Source organism: Saccharothrix espanaensis DSM 44229 (genome assembly GCF_000328705.1).
GTDB classification, from domain to species: Bacteria; Actinomycetota; Actinomycetes; order Mycobacteriales; family Pseudonocardiaceae; genus Actinosynnema; species Actinosynnema espanaense.
This window is the reverse complement of sequence record NC_019673.1, coordinates 3,772,930-3,793,079: the sequence shown is the minus strand read 5'-3', so window position 1 is coordinate 3,793,079 and position 20,150 is coordinate 3,772,930. Positions and strand designations below refer to the sequence as shown.

Sequence of the window (20,150 nt, the reverse complement as noted above, 5' to 3'; positions counted from 1 at the left end):
GCGCGCGGTACCACGGGCGCGTCACGGCCGCTGGTCTACGCCGTAGACCAGGTGGGTATACGCTGTAGACATGACGGAGGGGACGACCGCCGGGCGCATGGCGTCGGCGGCACTGGCGATCCTGCTGGACGAGGGCGCGCAGGCGGTGACGATGCGCCGGGTGGCGGCCGACGTCGGCGTGACGCCGATGGCCACCTACCGCCACTACCCCAACCGCGAGGCCCTGCTGCGCACCGCCGTGGACAACGCCGTCGCGGAACTCACCCGGGAGTGGGGCCGGGGCCACGAGGGGCTGGACTTCCCCGCGCGGCTCGACCGGCTGACCGACGACTTCCTGGACTTCGCGCTCGGCAAGCCGCACCTGTACCGGTACGTGGTCACCGAGCGCCGCGAGGAGGCACGGCGGTTCCCGGAGGACTTCCGCACCGGCGGGTCGCCGTCGTTCCGGCCGGTGTTCGAGGCCGTCGAGCAGGCCGTGCGGGCCGGCGTGCTGCGCGCCGACGACCCGCTGGAGACCACGCTCGCCCTCACCACCCCGGTGATGGGCCTGGTGCAGCTCTACCACGGCGACCGGATCTCCATGTCCGCCAACGACTTCCGGGCGCTGTGCAAGCGGACGACCGGGAGGGTGCTCGATGGGTTGCGACCGTGAACCGGTGTGGCGGGTCGCGGCGGCCGTGGCGTGCGGTGCGGTGTTGTTCTTCTTCGGCACGGGGTTCGACCCGGTCCCGGTGTTGACGTGGCTCGCGCCGTTGCCCGTGCTGCTCGTCGCCGCCCGGTTACCGGCGTGGGCCGCGATCGTCGCCGCGTTCCTGTCCTACGCCTTGGGGACGGCCAACAGCTGGGCGTTCCAACTGCGTTCACACGACGAGCCGATGTGGCCGGTCGGGGTCGTGATCAACGTGGGCATGTCGGTGGTGTTCGTGCTCGCGGTGTGGGCGTTCCGCCACCAGGTCCGGCGTCGCCGACCGGTCTTGGCCGCGTTCGCGGCTCCTGCCGTGTGGACCGGGGCGCTGTACGTGGTGTCGGTGACCAACCCGATGGGGTTGATGGGGACTTTCGCCAACCACCAGGCGGACGTGCCGGTCGTCGTGCAGGCCGCCGCCGTGGCCGGGATGTGGGGCGTCGAGTTCCTGGTGGTGCTGCTGCCCGCCGCGATCGCCGCCGCCGTCAGCGCCCGCTCGGCCCCTGCCGCCACGGCGATCGGGCTCGTGGTCCTCGTTCTCGGCGCGAGTGCCTTGCGCCTGGCCGGTGACGACGGGCCGGCGGCGAAGGTCGCGGCGGTCGCGACCAACCAGCGGACGTGGGCGCCGGACCTGGCCACACCCGAAGGCCGGGACTTGGCCGCCGGGTACGCCGCGGCGATCGGCGACCTGCCCGGCGGTCTCGACGTGGTCGTGCTGCCGGAGCAGTCGTTCCGCCCGACCGACGCCCGGCCGGCGGTGCTCGCGGACACGCTCGGCCGGGCCGCGCGCGACCACGGCACCGATGTCGTGGTCGGCTTCGCGCACTGGAGCGGGAACGCGAAGTTCAACTACGCCTTGGTCTTCCCGGCCGACGGCGGAGAACCCCTGCGGTACCTGAAGCACCACGACACGGTCAGTCCCGGGGGCGAGGACCTCCTGCTGCTGCCCGACGGCCGCACGGGCGTGGAGATCTGCTTCGACGTCAACTTCCGCGACCCGAGCCGGGCCTACGCCGCGGCCGGTGCGCGCCTGCTCGCCGTTCCCGCGTCGGACGAGGACGACAACGGGTGGCAGCACAGCAGGATGGCGTTGCTGCGCGGCGTGGAGAACGGTCTGGCGGTGGTCTGGTCGGGCCGGACCGGGACCGTGATGATCTCCGACGATCGCGGGCGGGTCCTCGCCGACGCCCGCACCGGTGGCGCGACACCGTTCACCGCGGTCGTCGCCGACGTCCCGGTCGGGTCCGGCTCGACGCCGTACACGCGCTTCGGCAACTGGTTCGCGTACCTGTGCCTCGTGGTCGCGGTGGGAGTTCTCTTCGTACGGCGACGGGGTATCCGGCGCGCCCCCGAAGAGTCCTGAGTGGACGGTCGGAGGCGCGCCGGGGTGGGATCAGACGGGCAGGGTGAACGCCCAGTGGATCCGGACGGGGCGCTTGGGCAGGCCGTCCTGGGTGTCGCCGGTGATGCCGGCCGCGACGATCCGGTCCAGGGTGTCCATCCCGTGCACGACGTGGCCGAACACGCTGTACACCGGGGAGATGTTGGCGTGCGAGTGGACGATGAAGAACTCGCTGCCGTTGGTGCCCGGCCCCTGGTTGCCCATCGCGACGGTGCCGCGCGGGTAGGTCTCGGACCCCGTCACCTCGTCGTCGAACTTGTAGCCGGGGCCGCCTTCCTCCGCCCGGTGGATGTCACCGCACTGCAACACGCCCAGGCGCGCCGAGTTCGTGAGCCGGAAGCACTGGGTGTTGTGGTAGAAGAGGTTGCGCACGAGGTGCTCGAAGTTGTGCGCGGCGCAGGCGGCGACCGACCGGTCCAGCCGGATCACGACCGTGCCGTAATTGGTGTGCAGCACGGTGGTCGCGGAGCCCTTGGTCGGCGCGGTGGCCCGCGGCGGGCGGACCGGCTTGGCGGGCGGGTTGTCCGGGGTCGGGGTGAACGCGCAGTGCTTCACCGGTCGGGGCTGCGCCGGGGCGGCGCCCGCCGTCGGTGTCGCGACGCCGAGGAGTGCGGTCAGCAGGATGACTGCGGATGCGGCATACCTTCCCATGCGCCGAGGCTAGCGCCCCTCGACGGACCGCGGGCCGGGCGAACGTGACCGCAGCGCGAGCAGTGTGGTTTATACCACATTGTGGCCGCCGTCTCAATGTCATGGTGATCACCCGACGTGGCGGCCGGTTGACCTATGGCCGTGCTCGCCGGTGAGGAGCAGGCTGCGAGTACCGCAATGTCCTTGGGGGGACACCGAAATGTGTCGCTTGCGCCATCCTTCGCCTGCGGTGAGCCAGTTTGCCTACCGAGAGGACAACTGTCGCAATGCCGTCTCCTTCTGCACGGTTACGCCGTTCACCCGTGCGCCGGGCCGCCGTCGCGCTGCTCGCCCTGGGCGCGCTGCTGACCTCCGTCGCACCCGCCACCGCGGACGTGCCGACCGCTCCGTCCACAGTGGACAAGTCCGCCAAGGTCGCCCGGCCGGACTCGCCGACCAGCGGCCGGCTGGTGCCCGCGCTGCGCGGTGAGGCGGCGCGCGCGGCCACCGGGCCCGAGCTCAACGAGAAGTTCCGCAAGCGCGGCGAAGCCCGCCACGCCACCCGCGCGAGCGGACCGGTCGCCGACCGGCCGGGCACCGCCGGCCGGCAGGTCGGCGCGACGAGCATCCCGCCGTGGAGCGGGGCGCTGCACGCCGCCTGGGGCGCGTTCCCGAACGTCAACTCCGACGGCGCCATGGCCACGCACACCCTCAACCCCGGGATCTCCATCCCGCCGGGCAACCCGGACGTGGTGTACGCGCCGACGCTGGACCCCAGCGGCAAGACCTGCATCGAGGTCACCACGTTCTACTGGCAGGGCGGCAACGGCGTCGGGGCCTGGGACTGGTGCGCCGCCGCGCCCGGCTTCGCCGCCGTGGCCTGGATCGACGCCACGTTCCTGAGCAAGTACTCCGACACCCACCTCGGCCCGCCCGCGTACACGGTGAAGGACGTCCAGACCGACCCCGTCACGAACTCGTGGACGGCCTACCTGTTCAACTACTCCACCGGCTACTGGGACGCCCTGTTCACCAGCGCCGACCCCGGCAAGCTCACCAACCCGGGCGGCGGGTGGAGCATGTTCGAGGTCTACACCGAGTACAACTCGGCCACCGGTGAGGGCTACTACTGCACGGAGACCGCCGGCACCCTGTTCGCGGCGGCCGGCATCTCGATCAACGTCGGCGGCACCTGGAGCCTGTTGACCACCACCAACTCCTCGGTCACGCCGCCGGGCAGCGTGTCCAGCGCCAGTCTCGGGTGCACCGGGTTGTCGTTCTCGCTGCCGTCGGCCAACGACTACTGGCAGGTGACGAACTAGCGGGACCCGCGCGGCTCGGCGGCGCGGTGCCGCCGAGCCGCCAACGCGACCCGGGACTACGGCCGCACCTCGTAACGGGCCGTGCGCTGCACGTCATCGGTGTGCACGTGCCGGAACCCGGCCTTCGCCAGCACCCTGGCCGAGGCCGGGTTCGCCAGTTCCACGGTGGCGTGCACGACCCGGACCTCCGGCGCGGTGAACGCGAACTCCGCCAGGCGGCGGGTCGCCTCCGACGCGAACCCGAGCCCGCGCCGCGACGGCACGACGCCGTAGCCGATCTCCACCGCACCCTCGTGCGGCGGCCAGAACAGCCCGATCGACCCGACGACCAGCCCGCTGTCACGTTCGACGAGCAGGCGGTGGCCGTGCGGACCGAGCCAGCCGGGGTGCCCGGCGAACAGCCCGGCGATGACGAGGTCGCCTTCGGCGGGGAAGTCCGCCGCCCAGTGCGGGAGACGGGTACCCGCCACCACCGCGTCGACGTCGTCGGACGTCCACTGGCGCAGGACCAGGCGGTCAGTGGTCAGGTCGGTGGGCAGGTCCGTGGGCAGGTCAGTGCCCGGGATCACGGGAAACGAGGACATGGGAACTCCTGGTCGGCTGAAACGACCCGGTGCGCGCTACACCAGCGCGAACCGGACAAGGGCAGGCTGACAACGGCTGTGGACAGCCATAGTCATCAACCCCCACGCCAGGAAACCGACAGGCGCACTCGCGCCGTCCACCAGCCTAGTCGACCGGCCGGGCGTCACCACCTGGCGATCACTGTCGGTCCCTGAGGTTAGGGTAGGCATACTTCAGCCGAGTCGACGTGAGGGAGGCCGGGGGTGGGCCGACCTGGTTCTCCGACCGACGGCGGGGTGTTGCGCCGGTCGGTGCTCGCCCAGCGGGGGCGGATCGCCGCGACCTCGGCGCTGTTCATCGGCCACCAGGCCGGTGAGGCGCTGGTGCCGTTGCTGATCGGCGTGGTGCTGGACCAGGCGATCACCACGGGCGACGCGGGCGCGCTGGCGTTCTGGCTGGCTGTGCTGGCGGTCGACTTCCTGCTGCTGTCCTCGTGCTACCGGTTCGGTGCGCGGGTCGGGCTGCTGGCCGGCGTGCGCGCGGACCGCGTGCTGCGGTTGGCGTTGGCCGCGCGGGTGCTGGACGGTCGCGGCGGCGCGGACGCCGACCTGCCGCCGGGCGCGCTGGTGAGCATCGCCACGGCGGACGTGCGGCGGACGGCGATGGTCAACTACCTGCTGCCGCACGGCATCGCGGCCGTGGTCGGCGTCGTGGTGGCCGGTGTCGCGCTGCTCACCGTCTCGCTCCCGCTGGGGCTGCTGATCCTGCTGGGCACCCCGCCGGTGATGCTGCTGGTGCGGGCGTTGAGCGGTCCGCTGGAGCGGCGCGCGGCGGCGCAGCAGGAGCAGGCGGCGCAGGCCGCCGGTGTCGGCACCGACCTCGTGCGCGGGGTGCGGGTGGTCAAGGGGCTGGGCGCGGAGCGGGCCGGGGTGTCCCGGTACCGGGCGGTGAGCCGGGCGTCGCTGGCCGCCACCCTGCACACCAGCCGGGCCGAGGCGGGCTACTCGGGCGCGGTGATCGCGGTGAACGGGGTGTTCCTGGCGGTGGTGGCGCTGGTCGGCGGCGGGCTCGCCGCGGCCGGCGAGATCACCGCGGGCAACCTGGTCTCGGCGGTCGGCCTGGCGCAGTTCCTGCTGGGGCCGTTGGGGACGCTGGGCGAGATCACCGCGTCGGTCGCGGCCGGGCGCGCCTCCGCCACCCGGATCGCCAAGGTGCTCGACGCGCCGCCGGCCGTGACCGGCGGTGGTGCCGGGCTCGGCGCGGTGGCCGGGCGGGTCGGGCTGACCGGCGTGACGGGCGGCCGGCTGGCCGGGCTGGAGCTGACCGTCGAGCCGGGCGAGCTGGTCTGCGTGGTGACCGCCGACCCGGGCGAGGCGATGGCGCTGCGCCGGTTCCTGGGCCGCGAGGCCGACCCCGAGGAGGGCCGGCTCACGCTCGACGGGACGCCGCTGACCGACATCGCGCCGGACGCGCTGCGCACGGCGGTGCTGGTGTCGCCGCACGACGCGGACCTGTTCGAGGGCACCGTTCAGGACAACATCCTGGCCGGCGGCAGCGGCGACGTGAGCGCGGCGGTGCGGGCCGCCCAGGTGGACCGGATGGCCGCCGCCCTCCCGGACGGGTTGGCCACGGCGGTCACCGAGCGCGGCCGGTCGCTGTCGGGCGGGCAGCGGCAGCGCGTCGCGCTGGCCCGCGCCCTGCACGCCGATCCCCCGGTGCTCGTGCTGCACGACCCGACCACGGCCGTGGACGCGGTCACCGAGGCCGCCATCGCCGCCGGGCTGCGCGACGTGCGCGCCGGGCGCACCACGATCGTCCTGTGCAGCAGCCCCGCGCTGCTCGCCGTCGCCGACCGGGTCGTCTACGTCGAACGCGGCACCGTCACGGCGTCCGGTGAGCACGCCGGGCTGTTGCGTGACCACGAGGGCTACCGGGAGCTGATCCTGTCGTGAGCGCGCTGCTCCCCGTCGCCACCCCGAAGCGCACCCTCGCGCTGCTCGGCCGGCTGGTCCGCGCGCACCGGTGGCTCGCCGTCGCGGCCGCGGTGTGCCTGCTCGGCGCGGCCGCCGTCAGCATGGTCACCGCTCCCCTGCTCGGCCGGGTGGTCGACCTGGCGGTGACCGGCGGCCCGATCACCGGCCCGGTCCTCCTGCTCGCCGCGATCGCCCTGGCCCAGGGCGGCCTGGCCTACGCGGGCCTGCGCTCGACCGCCCGGCTCGGCGAGCAGGTCCTCGCCGCGCTGCGCGAGGACTTCGTGGCCCACGCGCTGGACCTGCCGCTGGAGCGGATCGAGCAGGGCGGGTCCGGCGACCTGACGTCCCGGATCACCGAGGACGTGGCGATGGTCAGCACCGCGCTGCGCGAGGCGTTCCCCGAGTTCATCCAGTCGGCGCTGGTCATCGTGCTGACCGTGGTCGGGCTCGCGGCGCTGGACTGGCGGTTCGGCGCGGCGGCGCTGCTCGCCGTGCCCATCCAGGCGTGGACCTCGCGCTGGTACCTGGGCCGGTCCTCCCCGCTCTACGCCCGCCGCCGGGAAGCCGCCGGCGGCGAGCAGCAGCAGTTGCTGGACTCGCTCAGCGGCGCGGTCACCGTCCGGGCGTTCCGGCTCGGCGACGACCACGTGGCCCGGGTCGGCCGGCGGGTCGACCGCAGCATCGAGATGGCCGTGGCCGTCACCCGCGTCCAGACCCGGTTCTTCGGCCGGCTCAACCTGGCCGAGCTGGTCGGCCTGGGCGCGGTGCTGATCGCCGGGTTCCTGCTGGTGCGCGGCGGGGTGGCGACGATCGGCGCGGCGGCCGCCGCCGCGCTGTACTTCGCCAACCTGTTCACCCCGATCAACGGCGTGCTGTTCCTGCTCGACACGTTCCAGTCGGCGACGGCGAGCCTCGCCCGGCTCGTCGGCGTGGTCGAGATGCCCGCGCAGACCAGGCCCCGGCGCGGCGAACGCCCGTCCGACGGGTCGATCAAGGCCGTCGACCTGCGCTACGCCTACCTGCCCGGCCAGGACGTGCTGCACGGCATCGAACTCGACGTCCCCACCGGGGCCACCGTCGCGCTGGTCGGCGGCAGCGGCGGCGGCAAGACCACCCTCGCCAAGCTCCTCGCCGGCGTCCACGACCCGACCGGCGGCGCGGTGCGGATCGGCGGTGTGGCGCTGGAGGACATAGACGCCGACACGATGCGCACCACCGTCGCGCTGGTCACCCAGGAGGTCCACGTCTTCGCCGGCACCCTCGCCGAGGACCTCCGCCTCGTCCGACCCGACGCCGGGGAACCCGACCTCTGGGCGGCGCTGGACGCCGTGGGCGCGGCCGACTGGGCCCGCGCGCTGCCCGACGGGCTGGACGCGGTCGTCGGCGACGGCGGCCACGACCTCACCGTCGTCCAGGCCCAGCAGCTCGCCCTCGCCCGCCTGCTCCTGCTCGACCCGCTCGTCGCGATCCTCGACGAGGCCACCGCCGAAGCCGGCAGCACCGGCGCGCGGCTGCTGGAGAAGGCGACCACCCGGGTGCTGCGCGACCGCACCGCGATCGTCGTGGCGCACCGGCTGACCCAGGCCGCGTCGGCGGACCTGGTCGTCGTGCTCGACCAGGGTCGGGTCGTGGAGCACGGCACCCACCACGACCTCGTCGCGGCGGGCGGCCACTACGCCCGGCTGTGGGCGGCTTGGACCGCCGGCCGGAGCTGAGCCCGAACCTCGCCCGTCTCCCCCGACCGTCCTCATCGGACAGACCCCGTCGGCGCGTCCGGCGGACCCCGTCGGCGCATCCGGGCGGACCTCCGTCGGCGCTTCCGGGCGGAACCGGTGCCAACCCCGAACCTCCCGCCGATCGGGATGCCGAAGACCCGCCGGCGGTGACACGCCCGGATGCGCGATGTGTCGGATGGCCGAGCAACCGCGCGATCGTCGGCACCGGTGCGGCAGTCGGCCGTCCACCGGGCGATCGCGGCGCTGCGCCACTCGACCGGATCCGGTCTCATTTCGCGACGAACGCCGGCCCGGTCGGCGTGAATATTCCAGCCGGGCAACGCTGCGGGCGCCTTCGGAACCACGAATTCCGACATTTGCCGACTGATCCGTTCCGAGCAGCACCACTCGACCGAGAGGCAGTTTGCGGGTTTTGCGGGGGTGAGCCATATTCGGCCCCGACCACTACCCCACGATTGTCGAAGAAAGAGCACCATGCGCAGAATTGCTACGCTTTCACTGGCATTCCTGGCCAGTGTCGCGCTCACCGGTACGGCGTTGCCCACCGCGAACGCGGCGACGCCCAACTTCCGGGTCGGCATCCAGTTCGCCGACGGCGGCGGCAACTACGGGGTGGGCGTGGAGCGGCTGACCGGTCCCGCCTCGTTCGGTGGCGGCGGGACGCCGTGGGCGGGCGACAGCGACAACTACGACCCGGACGGCGCCCTGGTCGACCTGGCGCTGACGCCGAGCGGCGTGCTGGCCGGCAAGGACTTCCGGATCGGCGCGCAGGCCCGTGAGAGCTACGGCGCGGACGGCCCGGTGCTCTACACCGGCTGGGCGAGCGAGGGCGGTGGGGTGACCGACCTGGTGACCGACTCGGACGGCTACGACCCCGACCAGTACCGCGTCTTCCTGGAGGTCCGACCGTGGTCGGCTCCCTACGAGCTGACCGACTTCCGACTCTCGATCGAGGTCGTCGACCAGGGTTCCTCGGGCTCGCCGGCCTTCACCCGGTGGGCGAGCCAGGGCGGCGGCAAGAGCGCCTTCGCCCTCGACCCGGACGGCTACGACTTCGACGGCGTCAAGATCGGTCTGGAGGTCTACTGATCGACCCCGGGACGCCCGGCGAGTCCCACCCCGGTGGAACGGAGACTGCCGCCGACAGTCTCCGTTCCACCCCTACGGCCGCGCCGCGCCGGGTAGCCCGCCGACGACGAAGAGGGTGAAGTCCTCGCGGACCTTCGCGTCGACGGCCACCGGCAGCCGGATCCGGCCGGACCCGACCAGGCCGCGCACGGCGGACCGGCTCAGCCCGAACCCGGCCATCAGCAGCTTCTCGACCCGGACCGGTGCGGGCAGTTCGAACCGGACGACGACTTCGAGCGGTACCGGCTCCCCGTGGTCGGGTTCGTGGAACGGCAGGTCGGTGTCGAGCACCCAGGTGCCGCGCCAGTCGAGCCGGTAGCCGGCCCGACCGGCCGCCGCCGGGTCGGTGGTCAGGTCTCGCACCGTGGCCGGGTCGTTGTTCTCGAACAGCACCAGCCGGTCGTGGTCGAGCGCGTTGACGTGGACGCGCTCGTGCACGGGGATCTTCGACGTGCGGCCGCACGACTCGCAGCCGACCAGCAGCCAGACGTCGAGGAGCTTGCCGTTCGCGTTCACCCGGAACTTCCCGGTGGGGCGGTGCCGCGTGGACCGGCACGACACGCAGTCCTTGACGAGGGCGGGCAGCCCGATCTCCCGGACCACCCACAGCACTTTCCGGTCGGGGCCGGACTCCGCGCCGTCGACGGGCGGGTGAAAACCGCGGAATTCATTCATGAGGTAGCCGGACTCCATGGACTGTGGTGACGGCAGCCCGCCGCGCTGCGCGCACGGCGAATCGCCTCACGGATTCAGTGGCCTTCGGCCGACGCCTGGAACGGGAGCACGCCGACCGGCGCGACGCCGCACATCACGTCGCGAAAAGGAAGCCCGCACCGATCACGGGGTGCGGGCTCCGAACAGCACGGCGAACAAAGGCGGGGAGCAACTCGAACCCGCCTTCATCCGGCACGTGCGCCACTGCTCGGTACTAGATGTCCATGCCCGCCATGATGTTCAGCCGGCGGACCCCCGGGCAACAGATTTTCCCGTTGCCGGGTCGGTCGCCCTCGCCGAGCGGCGGACGTCTCCCGACGAGAGCGACGCGCGCGAAAGCGCTCAGCACCCAGGCAGGCCGCGACCATTGCGGTGGGCGGGGGCCGGCGGGTCCGGGTCGTCGGCGGCGCGCAGGGTTGCTCCGCCAACGCTCACGCTCACCGGCCCCGGCGGCCGGCCATCACCCGGCTGACCGCCTGGACGTCCACAACGTCACGGGTCAGTACAGCTAGACCGGGCAGGTGAGCGGGCCTCGGCGGTGGCCGCCGCCGACCAGGGTGAGCGGTTCGGCGGCTGCGGCCGTGCAGACGAGTTGGGAGACTGCCACTTCGGGCAGTGTGCTGACGTCCGTGGCCACGGTGATCGTGTTGCCGGACAGGACCGGGGCCGTTCCCGGCGGGACGGCGGTGGTCAGGCCCTGGGCTTGTTCCCGGCCGTTCGGTCCTTCGGCGAGCAGGGCCAGTGCCCGCGCACCCGTCGTGGGTTGCTTGGTGGGCCGCAGCACCGGCACGACGGTGTCGTCACGCACCAGGTAGACCAGGGCACCGGTGGCGGCGGACCCGCCGATGGGCTCGCTGGGCTGCACGCCGCAGCCGGCCGACACCCAGGCCAGCGCCAGGGCCGCGGCCACCAGGACGACGGTCCTCACCGGTCACCTCGGGAGGGCAGGCGCAGCGTGAACACGGCTCCGCCGCCGGGTCGGTTGGCCGCCACCAGGCTGCCGCCGTGCAGGGCCGCGTTCTCCCAGGCGATCGCCAGGCCCAGGCCGCTGCCCTCCGAGCGGGCGCGGGCGCTGTCGGCCTTGTAGAAGCGGTCGAACACGCGGGGCAGGACGGCCGGGTCCAGGCCCGGTCCCCGGTCGGCCACCTCGACCACGACCACACCGGGTTCGGCGCGCACGGTCAGCGTGATCGGGGGCGCGCCGTGCTTGAGGGCGTTGCCGACCAGGTTGGCGACGACCACGTCCAGCCGGCGTGGGTCGACCAGCGCGGTGGCCGGTGCCAGGTCGGTGGTCAGGTCGGTCCAGCCGCGCAGGCGCAGGGTCGCGCCCACGGCGGCGGCCACGTCGACCTCGTCCAGCGCCAGGACCGCGGCCCCCGAGTCGAACCGGCTGACCTCGATCAGGTCGTCGACCAGGCGGGTGAGGTTGCGGGTCTCCTGGCTCACCAGCCGGGCCGCGGTGCCGGCGTCGCCCGGCAGGTGCTCGGCCTCCTCGTCCAGGACGTCGGTGACGGCGGTCATCGCGGCCAGCGGGGTGCGCAGTTCGTGCGACACGTCGGCGACGAACCGGCGGGCCTCGGCGACCTGCCGCTCCAGCGCCCGCGCGGTGGTGTTGAACGTGGCGGCGACGCCGGCCAGCTCGTCGGACCCCCGCACGGCGACGCGGGTGGTCAGGTCGCCCTCGCCGAGGCGTTGGGCGGCTTCGCGCAGCTCCCGGACCGGGCGCAGCACGCTGCGGGCGGCCAGCAGCGCCAGCAGGACGGCCACCACCATCGAGCAGCCGGCCGCGATCCACGCGAACAGCGCGAGTTCCCGGATGCTCGCCTGCTCGGCCACCATGCTGCGGCTGGCGTAGATCTCCACGTCGGACACCCGCATGCCCATGACCAGCCCGGCGTGGCCCCGCTCCTCGACGCGCTGCCACGCCACCTCGCCGCCGGTCACCCGCGCCCGCAGCTCCGGGGAGACGAGGTCGGTGAAGTCCACGCCGCCCACCAGCTTGCGCCCCTTGTAGAGGACGAGACCGGCGGAGTACCGGTCGGCCAGGACGTCGGCGTTCGGCTCGGTCATCTCGGCGACCTTCCCGGTGAACGCCTCGACCGCCGCGACCTGGGCCTTCTCCAGCAGCACGGTCCGCGCCCGCACGTAGGTCACGCCCGCCACCACGGTCGCGGTGACACCGCACAGCAGGAGGAACGCGACCAGCAGCCTGGTGCGCAGACTCCTCACAGCGGCCCGAACCGGTAGCCGAAGCCCCGCACGGTCTGGACGAACCGCGGCGCCGCCGGGTCGTTCTCGATCTTCGACCGCAGGCGCTGCACGCAGGCGTCCACCAGCCGGGAGTCGCCGAGGTACCCGTGCTCCCACACGGATTCGAGCAGTTGCTGCCGGCTGAACACCCGGCCGGGCGAGCGGGACAGTTCGAGCAGCAGGCGCAGCTCGGTCGGCGCGAGGGCGACGGGTTCGCCGTCCTTGCGCACGACCAGGCCCGCCCGGTCGATGGTCAGCTCGCCGTGCCGCTCGGTGTCGGCCCGCAGCGCCGACTCGCCGGTCCGGCGCAGCACCGCCCGGATGCGCGCCTCCAACACCCTGGGCCGCACCGGTTTGACCACGTAGTCGTCCGCGCCCGCCTCCAGGCCCGCCACCACGTCCATGTCGTCGCTGCGCGCGGTGAGCATGATGATCGGCAGGGTGCCGGCGGCGCGGATCCGGCGGCACACCTCGAAACCGTCCATCCCGGGCAGCATCAGGTCCAGCACCACGACCTCGACACCGGCCAGCCCCGCCAGCCCGCGCTCCCCCGACTCGACCGCCCGCACCGCGTGACCCTGCCTGGTCAGCGCGAGTCGCAGCCCGTCGCGGACGGCCTGGTCGTCTTCGATCAACAGCACTTCGGACATGCCACCCACGATCGCAGGGCCGGGCGGAGTTCGCCCGGTCACCCCGTCGATGCTGCCGCAGCACCGTCTCCGCCCGGTGCGCGCGATGTCATGGTCTTGTCACAGATCGTCCGTGCGAAGCTGTTGCACGGCGCGGTCATGACGTCCACAGTCGCCGCCGATCGTCGGTGTCATGACGACCCGAGAGCGGATCCTGTCCGCGACCACCAAGACCCTCGCCCGGCTCCTGCTCCCGGCGGCGCACCTGCGCTCACCCGGCCACGCCCGGCACGTCGCCTGCCAGTGGGCGCTGGGCCTGCGGTTCCCGGCCGAGGACCTGGCGGGCCTGGCCCCGGAGGTGCTCCGGGCGTTCGCCACCGCGCGCAGCGAGGCGTTCTGGCGGCACGGCGTGCTGATCGGCCTCACCTCCGGGCACCGCGACGCCGCGCGGCAACACCGGCTCTACCTGGAGGACCAGCGCCGACCCGGCCCGCCGCGGGTGCTGCCGCCGGCCGAGTCGCCGCACGTGCGGGGTGTCGCGCTGGACGTCCGCCCGGTCGAGGGCGCCCGCTGGCTGGAGGAGCACGGCGGGCACCACCACCTGTACCGCACGTACGACAACGAGTGGTGGCACTTCGAGTACCGGACCCGGCGGCCGGTCCGGCGGCCCCACCCCGGCGCACGGCCCGAGGACGCCCACCTCGGCACCTGAAGTCAGGCCGGCACGACCTCGCCGGCCGGGGTGGCGATCACGGCCCGCAGGCCCGGCGCCGGGCCGTCGTGGACCGGCAGGTCGGTCCGCAGGCCCAGCGCCGCCGGCCTCCGCCGCGCGGCCGGGTGCGGCGAGGTGCCCCAGTCGATCAGGAACGCCGGCCGGCCCGCCGGGCAGCAGTTCGACGCCGAACCGGTCGTTCAGCTCGGCGACGGTGGCCGCCAGGTCCGGTGTCGCGTACACGAGGTGGTCGATCACGACGTCCTGTCCGTTGTCGGCGAACGGACCCACGGTAGCGCCCGGACGCGCGGACCGCGCCGGCCCGATCCGTCCTCAGTGGACTCCGGGACGCCAGTGACAGGTCCCCGGCGGTGAGTGTCTTTTTCCGCACGCCCCGGCCGACCACCATTCGTGGTGCGGAAATGGTTGTGTGACCTGTAGGGAGCGAAGAGGCATGGGCAAGTACGATCACCTGTTTGTCGAGAACATGCTGGAGTGCGCCGACGACCTGGTCAACGAGGGGGCCGCGGCCGGTGGCGAACGCCCCGCCAACATCGGCAACCCGTTCGGGCTGATGCGCGGGATCGACGTCGACCTGAGCAAGGTCCACATGGCCTACAGCTGGATCAACCCGACCTCCGAGCAGGTCCACTGGGTGAACGACCACGAGCACAGCTACGACGAGGTGCTGATGTGGATGGGCAACGACCCGGACAACATCCACGACCTCGGCGCGGAGCTGTACCTCGACATCGAGGGCGAGCGGCACACCGTGACCACGACCGGCGCGGTGTTCATCCCCGCCGGGATCCGGCACTGCCCGCTCGGGTTCAACTGGGTGAAGCGCTCGTTCTCGTTCATCGCGCTGTCGCTGAACCCGGACTACGCCTCGGACGAGAACGTGCCGAAGCACTCCTGAGCGCGACGCCGCGAGTGCGGGCCGGGTGGTTCCTCCACCCGGCCCGCACTCTCGTTCCGGCGGGCTGCGGCCCCGCCGGTGGTCGTCGCGGCCCAGCGGTCTCCAGTACCGCGATCCCGGGGGCCGGGTCGCGCGGGGCCGAACGCGGGCCGGGTGGGGTCACCGCCCGGCCCGCGTCCACGTCACGGCAGGATCGGGCCGTTCCCCGCTCCGGTGGCCCGCACCGCCGAGGCGATCCCGGCCAGGTCCTCCGGGTCGAGGTAGAGCGTCGTGGCGGGCAGCCAGCCGTCCACCTGGGCAGGGGTGCGCGCTCCGGCGATGGCCGTCGAGACGCCCGGCACCGACGTCGTCCACGCGATCGCGACCGCGCCGACCGTGACGCCGTGCCGCTCGGCGATCGGGCGCAGCGCGTCCTGCAGGGCCAGGTTGCGCTCCAGCGCGGGCGGCTGGAACTCCGGGTTGCGCGAGCGCCAGTCGTCGGTCGGCAGGCTCGCGGCGCGCTCGGCGGTGAACGTGCCGGTGAGCAGGCCCGCGCCCATCGGGCTGTAGACGAGCACGCCGGTCCCGTTGCGCTCGCACCACGGGATCACGTCGCCCGCCGCCTCCCGCTTGATCAGCGACAGCGGCGGCTGGAGGGTCTCCACGTGGCCGACCGCCTCGCACCGGTCGAGCAGTCCGACGTCCAGGTTGGACACTCCGACGTGCCGGACCTTCCCCGCTGCCAGCAGTTCCAGCACGGTCCCCCAGGACTCCTCGATCGGCGGGCCGTTCGGGTCGGGGGCGTGGATCTGGTAGAGGTCGAGGTGCTCGACGCCCAGCCGGCGCAGCGACGCGTCGCACTCGCGGCGGATCGACTCCGGGGTCAGGTCCTGGTACTCCACGCCGTTGTCGTCCCACACCAGGCCGCACTTGGTGAACACCAGCGGCCGGTCGGCCGGCGGCAGCGCGGCCAGCGCGCGGCCCACCACCTCCTCCGCGTGCCCGAAGCCGTAGACCGGCGCGGTGTCGATCCAGTTCACGCCGCCGTCCAGGGCCCGGTGCATCGCGGCCACCGACTCGTCGTCGGACTGCGTGCCCCAGCCCATCACGCCGGGGCCGCCGGTCACCCAGCTGCCGAAGCCGACCGCGCTGACCTCCAGCCCGGTACCGCCCAGTTCGCGTGCCATCAGGATTCCGTTCGGTAGGGCCGGGTCGCGTCCGGCGGGACCACCGGCAGCACGACGCGGGACAGCGCCGGACCGCCGTGGTGCACCGTCTGCAACGCGCTGACCACCTCGGTCGAGGTGCCCGGCAGGTCGCCGGTGTTCGGGTTGCGGTCGAAGTGCGGGAAGTTGCTGCTGGAGACCTCGACCCGGATCCGGTGGCCGGGCCGGAACACGGTGCTGGTCGCGCCGAGGTCGATCCGGTACTCCACCACCTCGCCCGGTGTCACCAGCTCCGGCACCTCGCCCCGGTAGCGGGCGCGGATGATGCCGTCGCTGATGTTCTGCGCGTAGCCGCACGGCCCGACGTCGACCAGTTTCGCGGTCCAGTCGGTGTCGCGCGCGGTGGTGGCGGCGTGCAGCACGACGCTGACCGGGCCGGTGACGTCCAGCGGTTCGGCGAGCGGTTCGCTGGTGTACACGAGGACGTCCTCGCGGGCCTCGATCGGCCGCTGGTCGTACACCCCGCCCTGGGTGTGCACCGGGCTGCAGCACAACGCGCCGCCCAACGTGGGCACCGGGTTGCGCGGGTTGTAGACGTAGCTGTCCGGCGGCTGGTCGCCCGGCGTCTCGCGGGACAGCCGCCCGTCACCGTCGAGCGTGTTGGCCCGCCCGTCGCTGTGCAGGTACCAGTCCTGGTACTCGGTGCCCGGCAACGGCCACGAGTCCGAGACCCGCCACTGGTTCGCGCCCATGGCGTAGAGCAGCACCGACGGGTCGCGGCTCTCCTCGCCGCGCAGCCAACGGTCGAACCACCGCAGTTGCAGCCCTTCCGCGTCGAGCGCGCCCGCCGACGAGCGCCCGCCGAAGTTCATCGAGCCGACCGGGTTGCCGCGGAACAGGCCCTCGTGCGGCCACGGCCCGACGAGCAGCCGCTGCCGGTCGCCGACCGGGCTCTGCGCTCTCATGCCGGCGTAGTTCGCCAGCGTGCCGCCCAGGAACGTGTCGTACCAGCCACCCAGGTTGAACGCCGCGACGGTCATCTCGGAGTAGGACCGCGAGACGTCCAGCCGCTCCCAGTACTCGTCGTACTCGGGGTGGCGCAACCACTCCTGGTAGTAGGGGGCGACCTTGTCCAGGTACGGGTGGTCGGCCAGCGGCAGCACCCGCGCGGTGTCCGGGAACCCGTCCGACGCGTCGATCAGCGCCTCCCGCACCGACGACGGCACCGACGGGTCACGGCCGGCGTTGTGCGCGGCCAGCGACAGCGTCCAGCCCAGGCTGAACCCGAGCTGGAACGCGCCACCCCGGTACACCCAGCCGTGGTGGTAGCTCGACGCGGTGACGTTGGGCGCGATCGCCTTCAACGCCGGGTGGCCCGACATGGCGGCCTGCCACTGGGTCACGCCGTCGTAGGAGCCGCCGAACATCCCGACTTCGCCGTTGCACCACGGCTGGGACACGACCCAGTCGATGGTGTCGTACCCGTCCTCCTGCTCGTGCACGAACGGCGTGAACGTACCGTCCGACGCGCCCCGGCCACGGGTGTCCTGCATGACGACGGCGTACCCCGCGGACGCCGCGCGCAATGCGAAGGTGCCGTACATGCCGAGACCTGTGCGGTCGTAGGGAGTCCGGAAGATCAAGGCGGGACAACGCTGTCCCACCGGTCGGTACACGTCGGCGCGGAGCACCACGCCGTCCCGGAGGGGGACGGCGACCGCGCGGTCTACGGTGAGCGATTCAGTCATTGTCCGCCAGCCAGTGGTCGAGGACGTTACGGGTGAGAGTGGACAGTCCGTTGTCGCAGCCGTTCGCGGAAAGCCCGCTGCTGAAGGAGATCGAGCCGGTGGCGAACACCGAGCCGCCGCCGCGCGTGGTGAAGTAGACGATGTCCGAGCGCACGTCCGGGTTCTCCGTCGCGCCCATCCCGGGGTGCGTGCCGCTGAGCTCCTCGACGGCGAACTGGTAGCCGTCGCCGAGCCCTTCCGAGGTGGCCAGCACGATCGCGTCGGGCGGGCTGCCCAGCGCGGGCTCGTAGCGGTCGATCTCGTTGCCGGCCGCTCCCCCGTTGTCCAGCGACACGTCGCCGAACACCTGCGGCACGTCGTCGAGCAGCGGCTTGGCCCCGTCGCGGTGGGCGTCCGGGCCGACCCGGTACCAGCCCGACGGGCCGCCGCCCTGCGCGCTGAAGCCCACCCCGAACACCTTCTGCGGCGCGCGGTTGCGCCCGGCCCACAGCCCGCCGCGCTCGCCGGTGGTGGCGTGGTGGTACTCGCCGGGCCTGGCCTGCCAGCTGCGGGTGCCGTTCTCGCCCCGGCGCAGCTCCATCACGTGCGGCAGCTCCGGGTGGAAGGAGACTACCCAGTAGTAGCCGTTGCCGCCCAGGTAGGCGAGGTTGCCGCCGGCGTCGACGTACTGCTCGATCGCGTCGATCATCCGCTCGGAGGCGTACTCCGGGTGCGACCCGGTGAGCACGCCCCGGTAGCGGCGCAGCAGGTCGACGCCCTCGGCGTGCAGGTCGTGGTCGGTGATCACGTCGAACGAGTAGCCCAGCGTGGTCAGCCAGTCGAGGATGTAGAGGTCCGAGGCGAGCATGAACGGCGACAGGTGGATCCGGAAGCCCGGTGCCAGGGTGAGGATCGGCCGCCGCCACGACGTGTAGCAGACGCCGCTGCCGTCGGTGTGCCGCGCGTAGGCGGAGTGCCCGAGGTCGTAGCGGTGCTCCAGGAACACCGTCCCCGGCGGCACGACCGGCACGTACCCGAGGCCGCGCTCGTTGGAGTACGCCAGGTAGGTGGCGGTGGGCAGCATCAGCGCGAGCCGCCCGGTGGCCACGCCCGCCGGCGGGCGGACCACGAACGGGATGGACTGCTCGCACGAGCCGTCGACGGCCGCGACCCGCAGCGCGTACACGCCGCTGTGCAGGTCGGCGGGCACGGTGAACTCGTGGCTGGGCGTCCAGTCGGCGTCGGCCAGCGAGTCGTCGTGGAAGTGGATCGCGGCGTACCCGCGCGGGTCGGCCGCGTAGTGCTCGACCCGGCCGGAGAAGTGCCGCCCGGTCACGCCGCGCACCGGCAGGTTCACCAGCCGCCCGTCCAGGCCGGGCCGCCCGACGCACGGCACCACCAGGCCCGCCGCGGTCTCCCCCGGCTCGAACGCCCAGCGCAGCGGCGCGTCGTGGTCCTCGGACGCGGCGGCCAGCAGCGCGGCGCGGGTCAGCGGGTGCGGCCAGAAGCCGGGGCGTTCGACCTTGCCGTTGTAGTGGCCCGAATCGGGGGTGCGCGCGCCGAAGAGCAGGTCGCCGTGGTCGGCCGGGGTGAACGCGCCGACCACGCGCTGCTCGACCACCTGCGGCCGGTCGTCCACCACGATCGGGCTCAGCCGGCTGTTCGTGCTGGTCACGAGCGGTCTGGTGACCAGCACGGCCCGTCCGGTCGCCGGGTCGTAGCTGGCCGCCAGGCCGTGCCACAGGTTCAGCGCCAGCGGCGTCTCGGAGCGCACGGCGGTCTCCTGGGTGCCGTCGCCCAGCCAGAGCGTCGGGCGGCCCACCTCGTCCAGGCCGAGCGCGAAGCCGCGCGCGCCGTCGTTCCAGCGGGCCAGCACGGCCTGCGGGCCGCCGGTCACGTGCGTCGGGTGGACGTAGGCGGCGACGGCGAACCCGCCCTCGCCGGTGGTCGCGCCGTGCGGGTCGCGGACCTCGACGTGCGAGCCGGTCCGGGTGCGCTGCACGTGGCCGCGGTGGCGGCCCAGCCAGGCGTCGGGCACCCGCTCGACCCGGACGCCGGGGCCCGCCGGGTCGTCCACGGTGTGCCGCAGCCGCAGCAGCTCGGTGGTGTACTCGGCGACGCCCTCGGCGCTGACCATGAACGTGATCGGCTCGCCGGGCGCGGCGCTGACCCGGTCCGCGTAGCCGAGCAGGACCGGCCCGTCCTGGCGCAGCTCCGGGCCGTCCACCGCGTCGGTCGGGGGCTCGCCCCAGCCGAACACGTCGAACAGCTCGCGCCGCAGGCACGCCTCGCGGGCCTGCTCGGCCCCGGTGAACACGCGCCGGTCGGCGAGCCGGTAGGTCTCGCCGCGCCGGGCGGGCGGGTGCGCCAGCCGCCACTGCCCGGTCCCGGTCTCGTACACGCACACCCGCTCGGCCGGCGGCCGGGAGTCCAGGAACCGCGCCAGGCGGCTGAGCGGCTCCTGGTGGACCGCCTGCGGATCGCGGATCCAGGCGGTCACCAGCTCTTCGGTGAGCAGCGGGCGGAGCTGCTCGGCAAGGCGCTCGGCGAACCGCGCCCGGATGGCCACAACTGAGGAGTCCATGCTGCGACGGTAGGGAGCGGGCCGGCGCAC

General features: G+C 73.3%; 17 protein-coding genes. 8 read left to right on the top strand and 9 right to left on the bottom strand.

The window, feature by feature from the left end; translation table 11 throughout:
* The first annotated feature begins 70 nt into the window (after positions 1-70).
* Complete coding sequence (locus tag BN6_RS16965) at positions 71-652, top strand: TetR/AcrR family transcriptional regulator (protein ID WP_015100911.1); 582 nt, start codon at positions 71-73, stop codon at positions 650-652.
* Positions 636-2,048 (top strand): nitrilase-related carbon-nitrogen hydrolase, encoded by a 1,413-nt coding sequence (locus BN6_RS16960; protein ID WP_015100910.1) that lies wholly within the window; start codon positions 636-638, stop codon positions 2,046-2,048. Before BN6_RS16965 ends, BN6_RS16960 begins: the two co-directional genes overlap by 17 nt.
* 30 nt (positions 2,049-2,078) lie before the next feature.
* Here BN6_RS16960 and BN6_RS16955 read toward each other — a convergent pair whose 3' ends face one another.
* The gene (locus tag BN6_RS16955) at positions 2,079-2,738 is read right to left on the bottom strand and encodes a peptidylprolyl isomerase (protein WP_015100909.1); all 660 of its coding nucleotides are present in this window, start codon (positions 2,736-2,738) and stop codon (positions 2,079-2,081) included.
* Positions 2,739-3,040: 302 nt separating this feature from the next.
* Between BN6_RS16955 and BN6_RS42050 the strand changes: the two genes are divergently transcribed.
* Positions 3,041-4,039 (top strand): hypothetical protein, encoded by a 999-nt coding sequence (locus BN6_RS42050; RefSeq protein ID WP_051075613.1) that lies wholly within the window; start codon positions 3,041-3,043, stop codon positions 4,037-4,039.
* 56 nt (positions 4,040-4,095) lie between these two features.
* Here the strand turns inward: BN6_RS42050 and BN6_RS16945 are convergent, their stop codons facing one another.
* Entirely contained in the window at positions 4,096-4,623 is a 528-nt protein-coding gene (locus tag BN6_RS16945) for a GNAT family N-acetyltransferase (protein WP_015100907.1), read from the bottom strand.
* Positions 4,624-4,866: 243 nt separating this feature from the next.
* Here BN6_RS16945 and BN6_RS16940 point away from each other — a divergent pair, with 243 nt between their 5' ends.
* From BN6_RS16940 to BN6_RS16930, 3 genes are all read left to right on the top strand, one after another.
* Positions 4,867-6,555 carry an ABC transporter ATP-binding protein gene (locus BN6_RS16940; RefSeq protein WP_015100906.1) on the top strand — a complete coding sequence of 563 codons (1,689 nt, stop codon included), beginning with the start codon at positions 4,867-4,869 and terminating at the stop codon, positions 6,553-6,555.
* A complete protein-coding gene (locus tag BN6_RS16935) occupies positions 6,552-8,291 on the top strand; it encodes an ABC transporter ATP-binding protein (RefSeq protein ID WP_015100905.1) in 1,740 nt (579 codons plus the stop codon). Before BN6_RS16940 ends, BN6_RS16935 begins: the two co-directional genes overlap by 4 nt.
* A 495-nt stretch (positions 8,292-8,786) precedes the next feature.
* On the top strand, positions 8,787-9,401 hold the full coding sequence (locus BN6_RS16930; protein WP_041313000.1) for a hypothetical protein: 615 nt from the start codon (positions 8,787-8,789) through the stop codon (positions 9,399-9,401).
* 72 nt (positions 9,402-9,473) lie between these two features.
* On the opposite strand, the gene BN6_RS16925 is transcribed toward BN6_RS16930, so the two are convergent.
* The 4 genes from BN6_RS16925 to BN6_RS16910 form a co-directional block, all read right to left on the bottom strand.
* Positions 9,474-10,115 carry a DUF1062 domain-containing protein gene (locus BN6_RS16925; protein ID WP_148302903.1) on the bottom strand — a complete coding sequence of 214 codons (642 nt, stop codon included), beginning with the start codon at positions 10,113-10,115 and terminating at the stop codon, positions 9,474-9,476.
* Positions 10,116-10,662: 547 nt separating this feature from the next.
* Entirely contained in the window at positions 10,663-11,082 is a 420-nt protein-coding gene (locus BN6_RS16920; RefSeq protein WP_231905318.1) for a hypothetical protein, read from the bottom strand.
* Complete coding sequence (locus BN6_RS16915) at positions 11,079-12,383, bottom strand: ATP-binding protein (RefSeq protein ID WP_015100901.1); 1,305 nt, start codon at positions 12,381-12,383, stop codon at positions 11,079-11,081. Before BN6_RS16915 ends, BN6_RS16920 begins: the two co-directional genes overlap by 4 nt.
* On the bottom strand, positions 12,380-13,054 hold the full coding sequence (locus BN6_RS16910) for a response regulator transcription factor (protein WP_051075612.1): 675 nt from the start codon (positions 13,052-13,054) through the stop codon (positions 12,380-12,382). The genes BN6_RS16915 and BN6_RS16910 overlap by 4 nt, the downstream gene beginning before the upstream one ends.
* Positions 13,055-13,226: 172 nt before the next feature.
* Here BN6_RS16910 and BN6_RS16905 point away from each other — a divergent pair, with 172 nt between their 5' ends.
* Positions 13,227-13,745 (top strand): M15 family metallopeptidase domain-containing protein, encoded by a 519-nt coding sequence (locus BN6_RS16905; RefSeq protein WP_015100899.1) that lies wholly within the window; start codon positions 13,227-13,229, stop codon positions 13,743-13,745.
* Positions 13,746-14,199: 454 nt separating this feature from the next.
* Complete coding sequence (locus BN6_RS16900) at positions 14,200-14,664, top strand: cupin domain-containing protein (RefSeq protein WP_015100898.1); 465 nt, start codon at positions 14,200-14,202, stop codon at positions 14,662-14,664.
* 182 nt (positions 14,665-14,846) lie between these two features.
* Here BN6_RS16900 and BN6_RS16895 read toward each other — a convergent pair whose 3' ends face one another.
* Genes BN6_RS16895 through BN6_RS16885 form a run of 3 tightly spaced genes read right to left on the bottom strand, consistent with a single transcriptional unit; the run spans position 14,847 to position 20,120 of the window.
* Positions 14,847-15,830, bottom strand: a complete 984-nt coding sequence (locus BN6_RS16895; protein ID WP_015100897.1) for an aldo/keto reductase — start codon at positions 15,828-15,830, stop codon at positions 14,847-14,849.
* Complete coding sequence (locus tag BN6_RS16890; RefSeq protein WP_063641813.1) at positions 15,830-17,557, bottom strand: CocE/NonD family hydrolase; 1,728 nt, start codon at positions 17,555-17,557, stop codon at positions 15,830-15,832. The genes BN6_RS16895 and BN6_RS16890 overlap by 1 nt, the downstream gene beginning before the upstream one ends.
* The gene (locus BN6_RS16885) at positions 17,550-20,120 is read right to left on the bottom strand and encodes a N,N-dimethylformamidase beta subunit family domain-containing protein (RefSeq protein ID WP_015100895.1); all 2,571 of its coding nucleotides are present in this window, start codon (positions 20,118-20,120) and stop codon (positions 17,550-17,552) included. Before BN6_RS16885 ends, BN6_RS16890 begins: the two co-directional genes overlap by 8 nt.
* Positions 20,121-20,150 lie beyond the last annotated feature (30 nt).

Excerpts from the sequence above, each read along its gene's own strand:
- BN6_RS16965 (WP_015100911.1), top strand. The coding sequence starts at position 71 with ATGACGGAGGGGACGACCGCCGGGCGCATGGCGTCGGCGGCACTGGCG.
- BN6_RS16960 (WP_015100910.1), top strand. The coding sequence starts at position 636 with ATGGGTTGCGACCGTGAACCGGTGTGGCGGGTCGCGGCGGCCGTGGCG.
- BN6_RS16955 (WP_015100909.1), bottom strand. The coding sequence starts at position 2,738 with ATGGGAAGGTATGCCGCATCCGCAGTCATCCTGCTGACCGCACTCCTC.
- BN6_RS16945 (WP_015100907.1), bottom strand. The coding sequence starts at position 4,623 with ATGTCCTCGTTTCCCGTGATCCCGGGCACTGACCTGCCCACGGACCTG.
- BN6_RS16930 (WP_041313000.1), top strand. The coding sequence starts at position 8,787 with ATGCGCAGAATTGCTACGCTTTCACTGGCATTCCTGGCCAGTGTCGCG.
- BN6_RS16925 (WP_148302903.1), bottom strand. The coding sequence starts at position 10,115 with ATGAATGAATTCCGCGGTTTTCACCCGCCCGTCGACGGCGCGGAGTCC.
- BN6_RS16910 (WP_051075612.1), bottom strand. The coding sequence starts at position 13,054 with ATGTCCGAAGTGCTGTTGATCGAAGACGACCAGGCCGTCCGCGACGGG.
- BN6_RS16905 (WP_015100899.1), top strand. The coding sequence starts at position 13,227 with ATGACGACCCGAGAGCGGATCCTGTCCGCGACCACCAAGACCCTCGCC.
- BN6_RS16900 (WP_015100898.1), top strand. The coding sequence starts at position 14,200 with ATGGGCAAGTACGATCACCTGTTTGTCGAGAACATGCTGGAGTGCGCC.
- BN6_RS16895 (WP_015100897.1), bottom strand. The coding sequence starts at position 15,830 with ATGGCACGCGAACTGGGCGGTACCGGGCTGGAGGTCAGCGCGGTCGGC.
- BN6_RS16890 (WP_063641813.1), bottom strand. The coding sequence starts at position 17,557 with ATGACTGAATCGCTCACCGTAGACCGCGCGGTCGCCGTCCCCCTCCGG.
- BN6_RS16885 (WP_015100895.1), bottom strand. The coding sequence starts at position 20,120 with ATGGACTCCTCAGTTGTGGCCATCCGGGCGCGGTTCGCCGAGCGCCTT.